General features: G+C 71.3%; 15 protein-coding genes. 2 read left to right on the top strand and 13 right to left on the bottom strand.

Annotation, left to right across the window (positions count from 1 at the left end; genetic code table 11):
* Window positions 1–2: 2 nt before the first annotated feature.
* The 6 genes from AB0F10_RS10090 to AB0F10_RS10065 all read right to left on the bottom strand — a co-directional run bounded on the left by AB0F10_RS10090 (window position 3) and on the right by AB0F10_RS10065 (window position 9,594).
* Window positions 3–2,369 (bottom strand): glycoside hydrolase family 65 protein, encoded by a 2,367-nt coding sequence (locus tag AB0F10_RS10090; protein ID WP_360622074.1) that lies wholly within the window; start codon window positions 2,367–2,369, stop codon window positions 3–5.
* Between the two features lie 54 nt (window positions 2,370–2,423).
* On the bottom strand, window positions 2,424–3,161 hold the full coding sequence (locus AB0F10_RS10085; RefSeq protein ID WP_360622072.1) for a beta-phosphoglucomutase family hydrolase: 738 nt from the start codon (window positions 3,159–3,161) through the stop codon (window positions 2,424–2,426).
* 78 nt (window positions 3,162–3,239) lie between these two features.
* The gene (locus tag AB0F10_RS10080) at window positions 3,240–3,788 is read right to left on the bottom strand and encodes an ATP-binding protein (RefSeq protein WP_360622070.1); all 549 of its coding nucleotides are present in this window, start codon (window positions 3,786–3,788) and stop codon (window positions 3,240–3,242) included.
* A 95-nt stretch (window positions 3,789–3,883) separates the two neighbouring features.
* A complete protein-coding gene (locus AB0F10_RS10075; protein WP_360622068.1) occupies window positions 3,884–5,185 on the bottom strand; it encodes an ATP-binding cassette domain-containing protein in 1,302 nt (433 codons plus the stop codon).
* Between the two features lie 213 nt (window positions 5,186–5,398).
* Window positions 5,399–7,573 carry a bifunctional glycosyltransferase family 2 protein/CDP-glycerol:glycerophosphate glycerophosphotransferase gene (locus AB0F10_RS10070; protein ID WP_360622066.1) on the bottom strand — a complete coding sequence of 725 codons (2,175 nt, stop codon included), beginning with the start codon at window positions 7,571–7,573 and terminating at the stop codon, window positions 5,399–5,401.
* Window positions 7,573–9,594: a DUF5941 domain-containing protein gene (locus AB0F10_RS10065; protein WP_360622064.1), complete on the bottom strand. Its 2,022-nt coding sequence runs from the start codon at window positions 9,592–9,594 to the stop codon at window positions 7,573–7,575. The genes AB0F10_RS10070 and AB0F10_RS10065 overlap by 1 nt, the downstream gene beginning before the upstream one ends.
* 220 nt (window positions 9,595–9,814) lie before the next feature.
* Here AB0F10_RS10065 and AB0F10_RS10060 point away from each other — a divergent pair, with 220 nt between their 5' ends.
* Complete coding sequence (locus tag AB0F10_RS10060) at window positions 9,815–9,997, top strand: PspC domain-containing protein (protein ID WP_360622141.1); 183 nt, start codon at window positions 9,815–9,817, stop codon at window positions 9,995–9,997.
* 61 nt (window positions 9,998–10,058) lie between these two features.
* Here the strand turns inward: AB0F10_RS10060 and AB0F10_RS10055 are convergent, their stop codons facing one another.
* The 7 genes from AB0F10_RS10055 to pdxH form a co-directional block, all read right to left on the bottom strand.
* The gene (locus AB0F10_RS10055) at window positions 10,059–10,814 is read right to left on the bottom strand and encodes a DUF4230 domain-containing protein (RefSeq protein ID WP_360622062.1); all 756 of its coding nucleotides are present in this window, start codon (window positions 10,812–10,814) and stop codon (window positions 10,059–10,061) included.
* A 62-nt stretch (window positions 10,815–10,876) separates the two neighbouring features.
* Window positions 10,877–12,049 (bottom strand): acyl-CoA dehydrogenase family protein, encoded by a 1,173-nt coding sequence (locus tag AB0F10_RS10050; RefSeq protein WP_360622060.1) that lies wholly within the window; start codon window positions 12,047–12,049, stop codon window positions 10,877–10,879.
* Window positions 12,050–12,100: 51 nt separating this feature from the next.
* Complete coding sequence (locus AB0F10_RS10045; RefSeq protein ID WP_125807223.1) at window positions 12,101–12,397, bottom strand: type II toxin-antitoxin system VapB family antitoxin; 297 nt, start codon at window positions 12,395–12,397, stop codon at window positions 12,101–12,103.
* Between the two features lie 121 nt (window positions 12,398–12,518).
* Window positions 12,519–13,154, bottom strand: a complete 636-nt coding sequence (locus AB0F10_RS10040) for a nitroreductase family protein (protein ID WP_360622058.1) — start codon at window positions 13,152–13,154, stop codon at window positions 12,519–12,521.
* A 1-nt stretch (window position 13,155) separates the two neighbouring features.
* Entirely contained in the window at window positions 13,156–14,085 is a 930-nt protein-coding gene (locus tag AB0F10_RS10035; protein ID WP_360622056.1) for an aldose 1-epimerase family protein, read from the bottom strand.
* Window positions 14,086–14,151: 66 nt separating this feature from the next.
* Complete coding sequence (locus AB0F10_RS10030; protein ID WP_360622139.1) at window positions 14,152–15,399, bottom strand: MFS transporter; 1,248 nt, start codon at window positions 15,397–15,399, stop codon at window positions 14,152–14,154.
* A gap of 71 nt (window positions 15,400–15,470) precedes the next feature.
* Entirely contained in the window at window positions 15,471–16,127 is a 657-nt protein-coding gene (gene pdxH / locus AB0F10_RS10025; protein ID WP_360622054.1) for a pyridoxamine 5'-phosphate oxidase, read from the bottom strand.
* Between the two features lie 176 nt (window positions 16,128–16,303).
* On the opposite strand from pdxH, the gene AB0F10_RS10020 reads away from it, so the two are divergent.
* On the top strand, window positions 16,304–17,410 hold the full coding sequence (locus AB0F10_RS10020; protein WP_360622052.1) for a citrate synthase 2: 1,107 nt from the start codon (window positions 16,304–16,306) through the stop codon (window positions 17,408–17,410).
* The last annotated feature ends 26 nt before the right edge of the window (window positions 17,411–17,436 follow it).

The raw sequence follows: 17,436 nt of genomic DNA, 5'->3' as shown, positions 1-17,436 counted from the left end.
GCTCAGGAACCCGTGGCCCGGCGGACCGGGGCGCGACCGGCCGGCTGGGTCGGTGACGGTCCCGTCGGCGGCGCCGGCGGGATGGCCAGCACGACCGGCTTCACCTGGGTGATCGTGACCTCCTTGCCGTGGTGCAGGAGGTCGAGCCGGGCCGATCCGCCGCCGTTGCGCAGCGAATAGGTGACGTCGTCCGCCGTCACCTGCACCCGCAGCCGCAGGCCGCGCCAGAGCAGCGAGAACTCCAGCGCGTTGATCCGGCTCGGCAGGCGCGGCGCGAACGACAGCTGTCCGTTCGAGTCCCGCATGCCGCCCAGGCCCGCCACCAGGGCGATCCAGGAGCCGGCCAGCGACGCCACGTGCACGCCGTCGCGGGCGTTCTGGTGCAGGTCGTGCAGGTCCATCAGGGCGGCCTCACCCAGATAGTCGTGTGCCAGCTCGACGTAGCCCACCTCGGCGGCCATGACCGCCTGGATGCACGCCGACAGCGACGAGTCCCGCACGGTACGCGAGTCGTAGTAGGCGAAGTTGCGGGACTTCTCCTCCGGCGTGAAGGCGTCGCCGCGCACGTACATCGCCATGACCAGGTCGGCCTGCTTGACCACCTGCTTGCGGTACAGGTCGAAGTAGGGGTAATTCAGCAGCAGCGGGTACGCCTCCGGCGGCGTGTTCTCGAAGTCCCACTCCTGCAGCCGGGTGAAGCCCTCCGACTGCTGATGCACCCCGAGCTCACGGTCGTACGGGATGTGCACGGAGGCCGCCGCGTCCCGCCACGACGCCGACTCCTCGCCGTCCACGCCCAGCTTGCGGGCGAGGTCGGGGTGCCGCTTCGCCGCGTCCGCCGCGGCGAACAGGTTCTGCTGCGCCATCAGGTTGGTGTAGATGTTGTCGTCGACCACGGCCGTGTACTCGTCGGGGCCGGTGACGCCGTCGATGTGGAAACGGCCGTGCCGGTCGTGGTGGCCCAGCGAGCGCCACAGCCGGGCGGTCTCCACCAGCAGCTCGAGGCCGAACTCGCGCTCGAAGTCGTAGTCGCCGGTGGCCGAGACGTAGCGGCGCACGGCGTCGGCGATGTCGGCGCCGATGTGGAAGCCGGCCGTGCCCGCCGGCCAGTACGCCGAGCACTCCTGACCGCGGATGGTGCGCCACGGGAAGGCGGCGCCCTGCAGGCCGAGGGTCTGCGCGCGCTCCCGGGCCAGATCGAGCGTGGAGTGCCGCCAGCGCAGCACGTCGGCGGCCGCGGACGGCTGGGTGTAGGTCAGGGCCGGCAGCACGAACGTCTCGGCGTCCCAGAACGTGTGCCCGTCGTAGCCCGGGCCCGTGAGGCCCTTGGAGCCGATCGGCCGCTGCTCGGCGCGGGCACCGGCCTGCAGCATGTGGAAGAGGCCGAACCGCACCGCCTGCTGCACCTCGGGGTCGCCCTCGACCTTGACGTCGGAGTGGTCCCAGAAGGCGTCGAGGTAGTCGCGCTGCGCCTCGACGAGGCCCTCCCAGCCGTCCAGCCGGGCGCTGGCCAGGGCGGCGCCGACCTGGTCGCGCACCGCCGGCAGCGAGCGGTTGCTGGACCAGCCGTACGCGGCCAGCTTGACGACCCGCAGCTTCTGCCCCGGCTCGAGCTTGCAGGCCACCGTGGTGCGCAGCCAGTCCGGGTGCCCCTCGGTGGTGACGGCGTGCTTGCCCGGCGCCTCGACGAGGTGCTCCATCGCCGCGGCCATCCGCAGGTCGCTGGCCTTGGTCCGGTGCACGAGGAAGCCGCCGGTGCGCTGCTCCAGCATCTCCTCGGCCTGCAGCGGGTGGTCCAGCACCGCGGCGACCCGGGGGTCCTTGCTGGTCGGCGGGAGCTGCTCGTTGGCCACCAGCTCGGATTGCAGGATCAGCCGGGCGCTGGCGTCCAGCGGCTCGACCTCGTAGAGGAACGCGACGACCGAGCGCTGGGTGAACGACACCAGCCGGACGGTGCGGACCCGGATCGCCTGGCCGGAGGGGGAGACCCACTCCACGATCCGCTCGAGCGTGCCCGCACGCAGATCGAGGGTGCGCTCGTGGGAGCGCAGCTCGCCGTATCGCACGTCGAACGGCTCGTCGTCAACGAGGAGCCGCATGAGCTTCGCGTTGGTGACGTTGATCATCGTCTGGCCCGACTCGGGGAACCCGTAGCCCGCCTCGGCGTACGGCAGCGGCCGCAGCTCGTAGAACGAGTTCAGATAGGTGCCGGGCAGGCCGTGCGGCTCGCCCTCGTCCAAATTCCCGCGGATGCCGATATGGCCGTTGGACAGGGCGAAGACCGACTCGGACTGAGCCAGCAGGTCCAGGTCCAGCCGGGTCTCCCTGATGTGCCAGGGATCGACGGGGTAGGCCCGTTCACGGATCACGGTGGTGCCTCTCGCACTGAAAAGGGGAAAGTATGTGGGGGTTTGCTGTGCGACTTACTGAATGAGCTCTGCGAGGTCCTGCACGACGATGTCCGCGCCGTGGGCGCGCAACGCGTCGGCCTGGCCGACCCGGTCCACGCCGATCACGATGCCGAAGCCGCCGGCCTTGCCGGCGGCCACGCCGGCCAGGGCGTCCTCGAACACGGCGCAGTTGACCGGGTCCACCCCGAGCAGCTTGGCGCCGTAGAGGAAGGTGTCCGGGGCCGGCTTGCCGGGCAGGTTTTCGCTGCGGGCGGTGATGCCGTCCACGCGCACCTCGAGCAGGTCCGCGATGCCGGCCGCGTCCAGCACGTCCGCGCAGTTGGCGCTGGCCGAGACGACGGCACGACGCAGGCCCGCGTCCCGGACGGCGTGCAGGTAGTCGACCGATCCGGTGTAAACCTGCACCGCGCCTTCCTGGATCTTCTGCAGGACGAGTTCGTTCTTGCGGTTGCCGGTGCCGTTGACGGTCTCCTCGTCGGGACCGTCATCGGGCGCGCCTTCGGGCAGGGTGATGCCCCGCGAGGCGAGGAAGGTACGGACGCCGTCGGCGCGCGGCCGACCGTCGACGTACTGGTGGTAGTCGGCGCCTGAGTCGAACGGCGTGAACGGTTGTCCGTGTTGCGATGACCACGTCCGGAGAAACGCGTCGAAGGTCTGTTTCCACGCCGCGTTATGCACCAGGGCGGTCTGCGTCAGCACACCGTCGAGGTCGAAAAGGCAGGCCGTCACATGAGGAGGTAGTCCGAGCACTGGACCAATGTAGTCGCCCCAGATGGCCAACACGCCTCTATGCGCAGGACGACATTTCCACGGCGTTTCATGCCGTGTTCAGCCGCCTGTCGAGGCGCCGTTGACCAGGTCAGACATGGTAATACGGTGGGGCACGACTATTCGCAGTCCGATAGTAGTCCCAATCGGACCGGTGGCCATCGTCACTTCGTCGCACAGTTGGTGCGCCAACCAGATGCCCCGGCCGCCCACCTCGAATGCCTCCGGCGCCTGCGGCGGATGCCGGAACCGCTCGGGAATCCCCGGCCCGGAGTCGGTCACCGTGCACCACAGCGACCCGGCGGTGCCCCACAGCACGATCCGGCCGTGACCGCCGGCGTGCAGGACGGCATTGGTGATCACCTCGTTGATCGCCAGCACGAAGCCGGGCAGGCGATCGCCGAGCACGCCGAGATTGAGCCGCGCGGTGACCTCGTGGCGGACCACGGTGATCTCGTCGCGGCCGAAGGTGCGGTCCAGCAACGTGAATCGGGCGCGGTCCGACCGTGCCGGAATCGATCGATCGGGATCTTTGCGCGCCGGTGCACTGTCCGGCGACTCCCTGCCCGGAGCCGGACCCAGCACTTCGTGGTCGACTGTTTCCTCCACCGCCGAGCAGCCTACGCCGTCAACCGCCTCCGCGGCACTCGGCGGCTCCCCCAAAACGGGTCAGAAGAGATGCGACACGGCGCCGCGGCCGGGCATCAGCGCCAGCCGATGTCGATGCGGTCCCCGCGCTCGTCGAAGAAGTGCAGGGCGTCCATCCGCACGCTGATCGCCAGCGGATGTCCCGGAGACACGGCGGGATACGGCGCCAGCCGCACGGCCAGTTCGGCCGGGCGCCGGTGGTGCCGGCCGGGGTCGCTGAGCACCGAGGCCTTCTCCGGATCCTCGCGCTCGAGCACGGCGGCCTTCTCGCCGCGGCCGGTGAGCCGCTGCAGCGCTCCCCCGATCCGCTTGAGCGCGCCCGTCTCGGTGACGGACTCGGCGGTCACCCCGGCGAGTTCGTCGACGACGATGGCGGTCGCGCCGATGTCCAGGAAGGCCAGCGACTCGTGGCCGTGGTGCTCGAGGTAGCGGATGCGCCCCTGCAGCACGTCGCCCGGCGAGTCGGGGGCGACGGGGGTGAGCGCCTCGGCCCGCATGCCGACCACGATGCGCTCGCCGTGGTAGTGCGAGATCGCCCGCGACCGGATGTCGCTCCAGGGCAGGTAGAGCGCCTGCTCGCCGAGGTTGAGTGCGATGTAGCGATCGAGGTGCACGTAGACCGAGGCCTCGAGCAGGTTCATCCGGGGTGCGCCGAGGAACGCCGCGACGTAGAGGGTGGCCGGACGGCCGTAGACCTCGGTCGGGGTGCCGATGTCCTGCAGCACGCCCTTGCGCATGATCGCCACCCGGTCGGCCATGGTCAGCGCCTCGGCCTGGTCGTGGGTGACGTACATGGTGGTGACGCCGAGCTCGCGGGTGAGCCCGGTGATCTCCGCGCGCAACTCGGCGCGGAGGCCGCTGTCCAGGTTGGAGAGGGGCTCGTCCATCAGGAAGAGTCCCGGGCGGCGCACGATGGCCCGGCCCATCGCGACCCGCTGGCGCTGGCCGCCGGAGAGCTGCCCGGGCTTGCGGGTGAGCACGTCGCCGATGCCGAGCGCGCTGGCCACGTCGCCGATCCGCTCGCCGCGCGGCATGGGCTCGACGCCGGAGAGCTTCAGCGGAAAGCCGATGTTCTCGCCGACGGTCATGTGCGGGTAGAGGGCGAAGTCCTGGAAGACCATGGCGATCTGCCGATCCCTCGGCGCCAGGTCCATGACCGGTTCGCCGTTGAGCAGGATGGCGCCGGCGGTGGGGTCCTCGAGCCCGGCGATCATGCGCAGAATGGTCGACTTACCGCACCCGGACGGCCCGAGCAGAACCAGGAACTCACCGTCTTCGACGTCCAGACTGACCCGGTCGACCGCGACGCTGCCGTGCGGCCAGACCTTGGTGACGTCCTTGAGCGCGACGGTGGACACCGTCAACCTCCTGCGTTTGAGCTGCGACGATGGCTTAGCGTGACTACAGCCATCGATGTCTGCCATCGGGTGAACGTGCCATTTGCCCACAGTCACCGGATGGTTACCCATTCACAGGTGTCACAAGATCAACTAACTGCACTGTCTGTGCAGGTGGCGACGCGAACGGCCCCTCGCAGGAGGTTTTCGGCCCGCTCGCGACGCCCCGAAGATTTACTGAGCCGGTTCTCCCAGCAACACCCGGCGCACCACCCGCTCGGCGGCCCGGCCGTCGTCGAGGTAGCAGAACCGCTCCCGGAACCGGGCCCGGCGATCGTCCGCCTCGGCCGTCGCGTACCCGCCGTCGGCGAAGAGGCCGACCAGTCCCGCGAACGTCGTCGCGACCGCTCCCGGCGGCTGCTCCATCAGGTCGAAGTAGGTGCCGCGCAGCTCCCGGTAGGCCGCCCAGTCCGGCGCGAAGATCACCAGCGGCCGGTCCAGCACGGCGAAGTCGAACATCGCCGACGAGTAGTCGGTGATCATCACGTCGGCGGCCAGATAGAGGTCCTCGACCTCCGGGTACGCCGACACGTCCACGATCCGCCCGCGCCGCGACTGGGTCTCCGCGCCCGGCGCGACGTAGAAGTAGTGCGCGCGGACCAGCAGCACGCTGTCCGGCCCCAGCTCCTCGGCGAACGCCTCCACGTCCAGCACCTGCTGCCCCGGCGGCAGCCACTCGCGGTGCGTCGGCGTGTAGAGGATGACCCTCTCGGACGGCGCGATGCCGAGCTTCTCCCGCACGGCCGCCGCCTCGGCCGGCGCGGCGGTCGCGAGCCGGTCGTTGCGGGGGTAACCGACCTCGAGGGTCTCGTAGCCGCACGGGTACGCCCGATCCCAGGCGACGGTGGTGTGCGCGTTCGCCGAGACGCTGAAGTCCCAGCGGTCCGCGCGGCGCATCTGCGCGTGGAAGTCCTGATCCTTGGCGGCGGCCGGGTGATCGACCTGGTCCAGCCCCATCATCTTCAGCGGCGTGCCGTGGTGGGTCATCAGATGCGTGGAGCCCGCCCGCTTGAGCACCCAGTTCGGCCAGTTCACGTTGTTGATCAGCCAGCGGGCCCGGGCCAGCGCCCGGAAGTACGCCAGCGAACCGGCGATCACGTAGTCGGTGCCCGGCGGCACGGAACCGACGCGTGCCCGGCCGACCACCCAGACGTTGCGCACGTCCGGGGCCAGCTCGGCGGCCTTGCGCGAGATCGCCGCCGGGTTGCAGGTCACCCCCCGGTACCAGTACGCGGCGTACAGCGCGAGCCGGTCGTCCAGCGGCAGCCGAAGCTGAAGCCGGTAGTAGCGGCGGTACGCGGCCTGCCGCACCCGCTTGGCGAGCGCCACCGCCTTGCGCACCGGAACCCGCCGCACCCGCTTCAGGGACCTGGCCGCGTCGATGGCCCAGTTCAGCGCCCGGAACCTGTGGAAGTAACCCCGCTCGATGAGCCGGAGCCGCATGCCGTCCGCCCCCGACGGCAGGACGTAGCCCTCGGCCGGCCGGTACTTGCGGAAATCCTCGCCGATCCGGTCGAAGAAGCCCCGGTACGAGGCCGGCGGTATTCGCTCCGGATTGCGCAGCACGACCACGTAGTGCCACATCATCCGCTGGAAGAGCAGCGGCCGCAGCGCCTCGGGCCGTTCGGCGTACTTCTCCACGAGCTCGAGCGCGTGCGCCCAGTGGGTGAAGATGTCGAAGTGCCGGTCGCCGACCGTACGCGTGATCGCCCCGGTCCTGCGCTGCCGGTAGTGCACGCACGTGCGGCCGAGCGCGGTGATCCGGCCGGCCGCCGCGAGCACCGGGAAGGTGTATGAGACGTCCTCGTACCAGCCCGACTCGAAGCGGAAGCGGAGGTTGATCAGCAGCTCCCGCCGCACGATCTTGTTCCAGGCCACGTGCAGCACCTTGAGGATCCGCGGCCACTGCGTGACCGTGAACGTCCGCGGCGCGGTGGCGAGCCGCGCGCCGGCGTTGGGAACCGTCACCCGGCCGTCCCAGAACACCCGGTCGAAGCCCATGACCAGCACGTCCGCGTCCGTCTCGAGGAGCCGGGCGGCGACCGCGCCGATCGCGCCCTGCGCCAGCCAGTCGTCGCCGTCGACGAACCAGACGTAGTCGCCGACCGCCCGATCGAGCCCGGCGTTGCGCGCCCCGCCCAGCCCCGCGTTCGTTTCCAGCGAGACGACCCGGACCCGCGGGTCACGCGCCGCGTACTCGGCGAGGATGGCTCCGCTGTTGTCCGGTGAGCAGTCGTCGACGGCGACGATCTCGAAGTCCGTGAATGCCTGCTCGAGCATAGAGTCCAGGCACTGGCGCAGGTAACCCTGCACCTTGTACACCGGTAAAACCACGCTGAGCAGGGGCATTACGAACCTCCGGATCTCCAGTCGCGGACCGCCGCGGCCAGGAAGCAGCCGCACACGACGACGGCGAGCAGGAACTCACCGATGGTGGCGACCCCGCACAGTGAACACACCACGAGCAACACGACCCGGCCGTCCCAGCCGAACCAAGCCCTCGCCGCGGATGCGCCGGGCGCACCCTTCTCCATCCGGGCGGTCAGGTCGTAGTGGCGCAGTGCCAGCATGAACAACAGCAGGTAAACAATCGGCGGTGGCACCGAGCAGATCAGCCCGACGGCGACCACCATCAGGTACTCGGCCGCCCGCAGTCCGGCGGGGATCAGCCAGTCGAGCGGTCCGTCGTGCCGGGACCGGGCCGGCAGCCCCGCACCGAGCACCAGCGCCGTGACCACCACCAGCCAGGCCGCGGCGGCCCCGGTGGCCCGGATGAGCTCCACCTCAAGCCCGCCGCTCACCCACCGGCCCACCTCGGTGCCGGCCGGCACCCAGCCCGCCAGCAGGCCCACCACCAGCCCCAGCGCGGCGAGCGCCGCGACGACGGCCGCGACGAGGGGCGCACCGGCCTTCGCCCCGCTCAGGACGGCGCGGACCAGCAGCCCGTCGTCGCGGTGCCGCGACGTGTCGACCGTGTCGAGCACGCCGACGCGCATCGAGATCGAGCGCAGCGAGCGCAGCCCCAGCGTGTACGCGGCGGCGAGCAGCCCCCAGATCACCACGGCCGCCAGGGCGACCCGCCCGTTGGCGAACGCCGCCAGCACGGCGATGAGCGCCCACCGCTCGCCGATCGGGAAGACCACGATCCGCTTCAGCCAGTACGCGGCCGAGCCGGTGTCCGCCTGCACCCGGTTGGACGCCCGGCTGAGCCGCGCGCCCACCCCGCCGCCGGCGGGAGTGTTGCCCGCGGTGCCGACGGCCTGCCGGGCGGCCGCCTCGTCGTGCAGCGCCCCGTACCAGGTGTCGGTCATGTGCCGGACCGTCTGCAGCAGGATCGCGGTGATCGCCAGCGGCCAGGCGTAGGGCAGCCCGGCCCGCTCGGCGCCTGCGGCCAGGCCGGCGTAGGCCGCGTACTCCTTGGCCCGGTCGGCCATCGTGTCGAGCCAGCCGCCGAACGCCCCGAAGCGGCGGGTGTAACGGGCCAGCTGACCGTCCACGCAGTCGAGCACGAAGCCCAGGTAGAGCAGGACGGCGCCGGCGATCATCGCGGGCCGCGAGGCCTGCCAGAAGGCGAGCGCGGCGGCCACCGCGAACAGCACGGACAGCGCGGTGACGCCGCTCGGGCTGAGGCCGAGCCGGGCACACCACTTGGTGACCAGCGGCGACCAGGTGCTGACGGCGTAGGTCGTGAAGAAGTCGTCCTTCTCCTTGACCGCGAGCCGCAGCAGCGCGGAGTCCTCGTCGACGGCGGCGACCGCGGCGCGGGCCGCGGTCAGCCCGGCCGGGGTGTGCACCCGCTCGGCGTGCAGCAGCCGCACCCGGGTGGCGATGGGCACGAGCCCGCCCTCGATCAGCTCCGGCAGCAGCACGTCGACCGCGTTTCCGGGCGCGCCCAGGACGGCCCGGGCACCGGCGGCACCGGCCGGCCCGGGCGCGGCCGGCGCGTGATCGGCCGCGCGCGCGGCGGCCGCGGCCAGGATCGGCAGGTCGCCCGGGGCGATGCTGATCGCGCCCAGGAAACGCGTCGTGCCGTCCACCGCCGCGACCAGGCGCCCGCGCTCCTCGCGCAGGTCGCCGCCGTCCTCGGCGATCACCAGGGCGGTGCTGCGGCCGGCCGGCTCGGTGGCCAGGGTCCAGAGCAGACTCGGGTGTGCCACCAGATCGTCGGCGCACAACAGCAGCGGCTCCGCCGCTCCCGCCGCGATCCTGGCGATCTCGCGCAACTGCCCCGCGACGTCGAGTCCTTCCACCGGCACGACCGCGGTGGCCCCGGCCGCGGCCAGCGCCGCGGTGAGCTCGTCGGCGAGCCGACGGGCCACACCCGGGTCGAGGTCGTTGCCGGCGCTCCCGCACAGCACGGCGAGCGTCACCGAGACATACCTCCCACGTGAGCCGCCCATGGCGACGAGGCGTCTAGGGGCGGAATTGCCCCGATGTTAACAGTGGTTTCACACCGGCTCCGGGTAGCCCTTACGGGAACGCGAAAGCGCTTCTCCACCTCGGGATCGAGGGCGGCGCCGCGCCCGGCTCATACCGTTGGAAATGGCTGGGACGCACGGTCACAGCCGCCACCGAATGGAAGTGAGTGACGTGACCCGCCGATTGTCACGGCCCCGCGACGACCGATGGATCGCCGGCGTCTGTTCCGGCCTGGCGCGCCGGTTCGGCCTGTCCTCCGGGGTAATGCGACTGATCTTCGTCCTGTCCTGCCTGCTGCCCGGCCCGCAGTTCCTGATCTATCTGATCCTCTGGATCATGATGCCCAGCGAGTGACCCGCCGCGCGGCGCCCCGACCTGTCGGACGGGACGCCGCGCCGTGCGGCGAATGGCCCCCTCAGGGGCTGACGAACGTGACGGTCACCGAGGTGTAACCCAGGCTGGCGAACAGGCCCTCCAGCATCTTCTGGGTGTTGTCCCGGGCGCGCTGATCCAGGCCGCTGGCCCGGGCCGCCTCCGTGATGCGCTGCTGCGCCATCTGATAGACCCGCTGCTGCTGATCGGGATCGCTGCGGAACGCGTCGCCGATGCGATTGAGCAGGCCGCGCTCCTCGGCGACGACGTAGCTGCGCTGCATGTCGAGGGCGGCCTGGCCCTGCTGCGGCGGGGGAAGCACGATCTTGACCGACTTGTCGTCGTTGTCGACCTTGATCGCGCCCTCGGTGAGGGTGCCGAAGTCGATGTATTCCTCGACCGTGCCGGAGCCGACGAACAGCGTGCGCTTGTTGAGCAGGAAGTCGGGGATGTTCTCCCGGTCTTCCTGCAGGTCGACGATGACCTGGAAGGTGCCGTCGGCCGCAACGTAGCGGCTCAGGTCGCGCATCGACTGCAGCAGCACCGGCTGACTGCGGTCGGTGGTCTTGTCGGAGAACGGGTTGTTGAAGCCCGGCAGGACGTCGACCGCGCGCAGGCCGAGGCACATCGCCACGATCAGCGCGAAGACGACACCGGTGAACACGAGAACGCGGGCGAATCCGCCCATGCCGCTCCTGGGCTCCGCGGCGGGCGCCGGAGTTGCCGGCTCAGGCACGGGCTGATCGTCGACCTCTGGATACTCCCGGGTGGGTTCGTCGATCTCGCTCGGGTTGGCCATCGGTGCTCACCCCCTCCTTCTGATACCCACGGTACGGAAGGGGTGCGACACTCGCAGCGCAGTCAGCCCCCGAAGGCGTTCAATCCGGTCAATGCCTGACCAATCACCAGCTGATGTATCTCCGAAGTTCCCTCGTAAGTGAGCACACTTTCGAGGTTGTTGGCGTGCCGGAGCACCGGGTACTCGCCGCTGATGCCGTTCGCGCCGAGGATCGTGCGGCACTCCCGGGCGATTTTGATGGCCTCGCGGACGCTGTTGAGCTTGCCGGCGCTGACCTGCTCCGGGCGTAGCCCCACCGAGTCGCACCGGCGCCCCAGGTGCACCGCCAGCAGGTAGCCCTTCTGCAGCTCCAGCGCCATGTCCGCGAGCTTCGCCTGGGTCAGCTGGAAGCCCGCGATCGGGCGGCCGAACTGCTCGCGGCTGGTCGCGTACGAGATGGCGGTCTCCAGGCAGTCGCGGGCCGCGCCGAGCGCGCCCCAGATGATGCCGAAACGGGCCTGGTTGAGGCACGAGAGCGGGGCCTTCAGGCCGCGCGCCTCGGGCAGCCGGGCCGACTCGGGCAGCCGGACGTCGTCGAGGGTGATCTCGCCGGTGGCCGAGGCGCGCAGCGAGAGCTTGAGCCTGACCTCGCGGGCGCTGAAGCCCGCGGTGCTGGTCGGCACGGCGAAGCCGACCATGCCCTCCTCGGCGCGGGCCCAGATCACGGCCACGTCGGCGACCGGGGCGTTGGTGATCCACATCTTGCCGCCGGTGAGGATCCAGTCGTCGCCGTCGCGGCGGGCCCGGGTCGCCATGTTCCCCGGGTCGGAGCCGTGGTCGGGCTCGGTCAGCCCGAAGCAGCCGATCAGCTCGCCCGCGGCCATGCCGGGCAGCCAGCGCTGCTTCTGCTCCTCGCTGCCGAACTTCCAGATGGCGTACATCGCCAGGGAGCCCTGAACGGAGACCAGCGAGCGCACGCCGGAGTCGGCGGCCTCGAGCTCGAGGCAGGCCAGCCCGTAGGCGACCGCGGACGCGCCGGCGCAGCCGTAGCCGGTCAGGTGCATGCCGAGCAGCCCGAGCTTGCCGAACTCGAGGGCCAGCTCGCGGACGGGCACCTCGCCGCGCTCATACCAGTCGGCGATGTAGGGGCGGACCCGGTCGTCGCCGACGCGGCGGGCCAGCGCGCGGACGTCGCGCTCCTCGTCGGTCAGCAGCGCGTCCAGGTCGAGAAGATCAAGGGGAGAGACGACGGCCATGGGATCGACACTAGGCCCTGCCCGTGGCGCGAGCCCAGGACGCCCGGCGGATCAGTTGTCGATGACCAGCACGCGGGCGTGGATCTGGTTGCGCTGCTGCAGCGCGGCGCGCAGCGCGCGGTGCAGGCCGTCCTCCAGGTAGAGGCCGCCGTGCCACTCCACCACGTGCGGGAAGAGGTCGCCGTAGAAGGTCGAGTCCTCGGCGAGCAGCTTGTCGAGCGCGAGCTCGCGCTTGGTGGTGATCAGGTCCGCCAGCCGGATGGGGCGCGGAGGGATCTCGGCCCACCTCTTGAGCGTCGTGTGATGGTCGGGGTACGGCGCTCCGTCCCGTACCGCTTTGAAGATCACTACGGCACGCTCCCCTCGGTCCTCACCTATGTCACGCCCACCGGGCGGGCCGACCTGTCTGCAAGCCTAGCGAGCCGCCAGCCTAGCGACCGGATCTGCGCCCCGACGATGTCACCCGTTGTCAGATGTCACTCGCGGAGGGCCGGTCCGTCGCGGCCCATCGGCCATGATGCACCACCTCGTCCACCGGACGATGCCCGCGCCGCAGTGATGGTGACCTCTTATCCGCGGCGGGGTAGCCGATCGTGAGGGCCCCGACCGGAGTGAATTCCTCCGGAACGCCGAAAGCGTCCCGGAATGCACCCACCCGCTCGGCGGGCACACCGAAGAACAGCGAGGCGAGCTCCTCGTTCACCGCGGTCAGGTGGATGAGCAGGGCGGCGAACCCGGTGTCGATGTCCCAGTACGGCACCGGCCAGCGCTTCTCGTCCCGGTCGGTCCAGCCCTTGTCGGACTGTGCGTACCGGTCCAGGTAGGCCGACTTGTTGGACAGCGCCACGATGATCAGCGGCGCGGTGCGCATCCGGTCCAGCCACGAACCCGCCGCGGGGTCGTCGCCCTCGGCCGTCGCCGACCAGTAGAGATCACGATCGGCCTGCTCCCGCAGCACCAGGAAGCCCCAGCCCTGCGAGAAGCCCGCCGACGGCGCGCGCAGGGCGTGCCTGATCAGCTTGTCGACGATCTCCGGCGGCACCGGCCGATCCGGGTCGTACGTGCGGACCATCCGGCGGCGCCGGAGAACCTCGTCGAACTCCACGTCAGCCGGCCGAGGGCCGCACGCCCCAGCGGGCGCGCCAGGTCTGCCCCGGCTCGAGGACGATCAGGTCCCGGCCCGAGCGGTAGGCGTCCGGCGGGCACGTCATCGGCTCGATCGCCACCGAGCGCCGGAAGCGCTCGCCGTGCAGGGTGTCGCCGGTGAAGATCTGCCACCAGCGGAAGTTCTCGTCGCCCCAGACCGTCACGGACTGCTCGCCCGACGGCGCGGCGATCCGCACCGAGGAGCCGCCGTCGGCCGCGTAGGTCAGGTCGCCGAACGTCGTGTCCAGCACGGCCTCGCCGATGCGGCGCGGCTCCGTGTAGTCGAAGTCGCTGCCGGCGACCTTGACCGCGCCGATCGGCAGCAGCCGGGCGTCGGTGAGCACCCGGCTGCGGCCGGGCACCTGCAGCAGGATGTCCTCGACCGCGACACCCGGCAGCCGCAGGTAAGGATGCACGGAGAAGCCCCACGGCGCGTTGCGGTCGCTGGTGTTGACGACCTCCTGATCGGAGCGCAGCCCGTCGGCGGAGACACTCCACCGCGTGCGCAGCGTCAGCGACCAGGGGTATCCCATCTGGGGCGGGAGATCGAGCTCGACCGTCACGGCGTCGGCGGTCTGCTCGACGAGGCTCCAGCGGGCCCAGTTGGCCAGCCCGTGGATCGCGTTGTGCCGGGCCGGCTCGGTCAGCGGCAACTGGTAGGCCGTGCCCTCGAACGAGTAGTGCCCGTCGCGGATCCGGTTGGGCCACGGCGCCAGGATCTGACCGGCCGAGGCGGGCGAGATCTCGTCCGGCCCGAAGCCGTCGAGAACCTCCCGCTCACCGGCGCAGTAGCCGCGCAGCACGCCGCCGACCTCCGCGATCACGGCCCGGTGCCCATCGGCCTCGATGGTCCACTGCAAACCGGACTTCGCCGCCACGACGTCTCTCACGCCACCGCCTCGCTTCGCCGTTCCGGCGCCGCGAATCCCTCGCTGCGCTCGGTCATGCCCCTGACATTATCGGGTGACCTCGTCGTCAGCGGGAGGACGGTAGCGAAGCAGGGCCGGGAAGGCGAGCGCGAGCCCCACGGCCACGCCGGCGGCCGCGAAGCCGCCGCCCGCCCACGAGGCGGTCGGCCCGGCGACATCGGCCATCGCACCCGCGCGCAGGTCGCCGAGCCGCGGCCCGCCGGCCACCACGACGGTGAAGACGCCCTGCAGCCGGCCGCGCAGCCGGTCGGGCGCGAAGGTCTGCAGAATCGACTGCCGGTAGACCGCGCTGACCAGGTCCGCGGCGCCGCCGACCGCGAGCAGCAGCACCATCAGCCACAGCGAGTGCGCGAAGCCGGCCAGGCCCACCGCGATGCCCCAGCCGACGACGGCGACGACCAGGGCGGCGCCCTGGCGCCTGACCCGGCCGATCCAGCCCGACGTCAGGCCGCCGGCCAGCGAGCCGATCGCGATCGCGGCGAAGAGCCAGCCCACCGCCGAGCCGCCGCCGAAGCGGTCCTCGGCGATCTCCGGGAACAGCGCCCGCGGCATGGCCAGCACCATCGCGACGATGTCCACCGCGAACGACAGCAGCAGGACCGGCTGGGTGACCAGGAACCGCAGCCCGTCGGCGATGCCGCGCAGGCCCGCCGTCGGCCGCTCGGCCACGGCGGCGTCGTGGATGGGCGGGATCGCCGGGAGCCGGTGCACGGCCCAGAACGAGACGGTGAACAGCGCGACGTCCACCGCGTACGCGATGGTGACGCCGGTGTCCGTCGCCCAGGCGCCGAAGATCAGGCCCGCGGCCAGCGGCCCGAGGACACCGCCCGCCGTCGTGGTCGTGTACGCGAGCGTGTTCGCCGCCGGCACCAGGTCGCCGGGCACGATCCGCGGGATGATCGCCTGCCGGGCCGGCGAACTCATCGCGAAGCCCGCCGACTGCACGGCGGTCAGCGCGAGCAGCACACCCGGGCTGTGCAGCCCGAGCAGAGCCTGCGCGAGCAGCCCGATGGTGGACAGCCAGGCCAGCATCGAGCTGGCCATCAGCAGCTTGCGCCGGTCGACCACGTCGGCCGCGGCGCCGCCCCACAGGCCGAAGATCAACAGGGGCACCAGGCTCGCGACGCCGAGCAGGCCGACCCAGGCCGACGAGCCGGTGATCGCGAACATCTCCACCGGCACGGCGACGGCGGTGAACTGGAACCCGAAGAACGCGACGCCGTTGCCGATCCACATCCGCCGGTAGGCGGCGCCGCGCAGCGGCCGGATGTCGATGACCCAGCTCTTGCGCCCGCTGCCGGCCGCGTCCTCGGCGACCTTCGCCGCCGCCTCGACCGGCTCCTGACTCAAGGCGCGAGCCGTTCCACGACGAAGCCCTCTTCCGTACGCCGGTAGCGCAGCCGGTCGTGCAGCCGGCTGGCGCGGCCCTGCCAGAACTCGACCGTCTCCGGAATCACCCGCAGACCACCCCAGTGCGGCGGCGCGGGGACCTCGCCCTCGGCGCCGAAGCGCTCGATCGCCGCGTCCATCCCGGCCTCGACGGCGGCCCGGTCCGGCAGCACCCGGCTCTGCGGGCTGGCCCACGCGCCGAGCTGCGAGCCGCGCGGCCGGGTGGCGAAGTAGGCCTCGGTCTCGGCCCGGTCCACCGGCGCGACGGCGCCGGTGACCAGCACCTGCCGCTGCATGGCGAACCAGGGGAAGACCAGGCTGGCGACGGGGTTCGACAGCGCCTCGACGCCCTTGCGCGAGCGGTAGTTGGTGAAGAACACGAAACCGCGTTCGTCGTAGCCCTTGAGCAGCACCGTCCGCGCGCTCGGCCGGGCCTCGGCGTCGGCGGTCGCGACGATCATCGCGTTGGGCTCGGGCAGGCCCGCGGCCTGCGCCTCGGCGAACCAGCGCGCGAACTGGCCGACCCAGTCCGCGGCGAGATCGGTCTCGAGCAACCCGCTCCGCTCGGTGTAGTCGCGCCGCATGCCGGCGGGCGAGGGCGATTCCGGGTTCACACCATCTCCTCCGCAAAGATTTACTTAACGAACCTAAGTGCCGGACGGCGGCCCGTCAGGTCCGCGAGGATGGATGTCGCAGACAGCACATTTCCCCGGCTCGACCAGCCGGTCACCGAACGGGCAAGATGAAACACCCACGGCTTTCGTCCGGCCGGGTCCTCTGGAGGCGTGACGTGTCCGATTTCAAGCCGGGCCTCGAGGGCGTTATCGCCTTCGAGACCGAGATCGCCGAGCCCGACAAGGCCGGCGGTTCGCTGCGTTACCGAGGCGTCGACATCGAGGATCTGATCGGCCAGGTGTCGTTCGGCAACGTCTGGGCGCTGCTCGTCGACGGCCGGTTCGGGCCCGGTCTGCCGCCGGCCGAGCCGTTCCCGGTGCCGGTGCACTCCGGCGACATCCGCGTCGACGTGCAGTCCGCCGTGGCCATGCTGGCGCCCTACTGGGGGCTGGGCCAGCTGCTCGACATCAACGAGGAGCAGACCCGCGCCGACCTGGCCCGGGTCTCGGTGACCGCGCTGTCGTTCGTGGCGCAGGCCGCCCGCGGGCTGGGCCTGCCCGCCGTGCCGCAGAAGGACATCGACAAGGCGCAGACGATCGTCGAGCGGTTCATGAAGCGCTGGCGCGGCGAGCCCGATCCCCGGCATGTCAAGGCGGTCGACGCCTACTTCATCTCCGCGGCCGAGCACGGGCTGAACGCGTCCACGTTCACCGCCCGCATCGTCGCCTCCACCGGCGCGGACGCCGCGGCCTGCATCTCCTCCGGCATCGGCGCGCTGTCCGGACCGCTGCACGGCGGCGCACCCTCCCGGGTGCTGCACATGATCGAGGCCGTCGAGCGCAGCGGCGACGCGGAGGGCTACGTCAAGGGCGTGCTCGACCGCGGCGAGCGGCTGATGGGCTTCGGCCACCGCGTCTACCGGGCGGAGGACCCGCGCGCCCGCGTGCTCCGGCGCACGGCGAAGGAGCTGGGCGCGCCGCGCTTCGAGGTGGCCGAGGCGCTGGAGCGGGCCGCGCTCGCCGAGCTGCAGGCGCGCAAGCCCGACCGGGTGCTGATGACCAATGTCGAGTTCTGGTCCGCCGTCGTGCTCGACTTCGCCGATGTGCCCTCGCACATGTTCACCTCGATGTTCACCTGCGCCAGGGTGGCGGGCTGGAGCGCGCACATCCTCGAGCAGAAGCGGCTCGCCCGCATCGTGCGCCCGAGCGCCCACTACCTGGGACCCGAGCCGCGTAAGCCCCAAGAGGTGGAGGGCTGGGACGCCGTCCCGCATAATCTGTAACCGCTGATTCCCGCTGGAAGGACCCC

This window comes from Actinoplanes sp. NPDC026623 (genome assembly GCF_040638275.1).
Classification (GTDB): domain Bacteria; phylum Actinomycetota; class Actinomycetes; order Mycobacteriales; family Micromonosporaceae; genus Actinoplanes.
This window is presented reverse-complemented; position numbering and strand designations above follow the sequence as displayed.

Coding starts and splice junctions, on each gene's coding strand:
- AB0F10_RS10055 (WP_360622062.1), bottom strand. CDS start 10,814: ATGGCCAACCCGAGCGAGATCGACGAACCCACCCGGGAGTATCCAGAG.
- AB0F10_RS10070 (WP_360622066.1), bottom strand. CDS start 7,573: ATGCCCCTGCTCAGCGTGGTTTTACCGGTGTACAAGGTGCAGGGTTAC.
- AB0F10_RS10050 (WP_360622060.1), bottom strand. CDS start 12,049: ATGGCCGTCGTCTCTCCCCTTGATCTTCTCGACCTGGACGCGCTGCTG.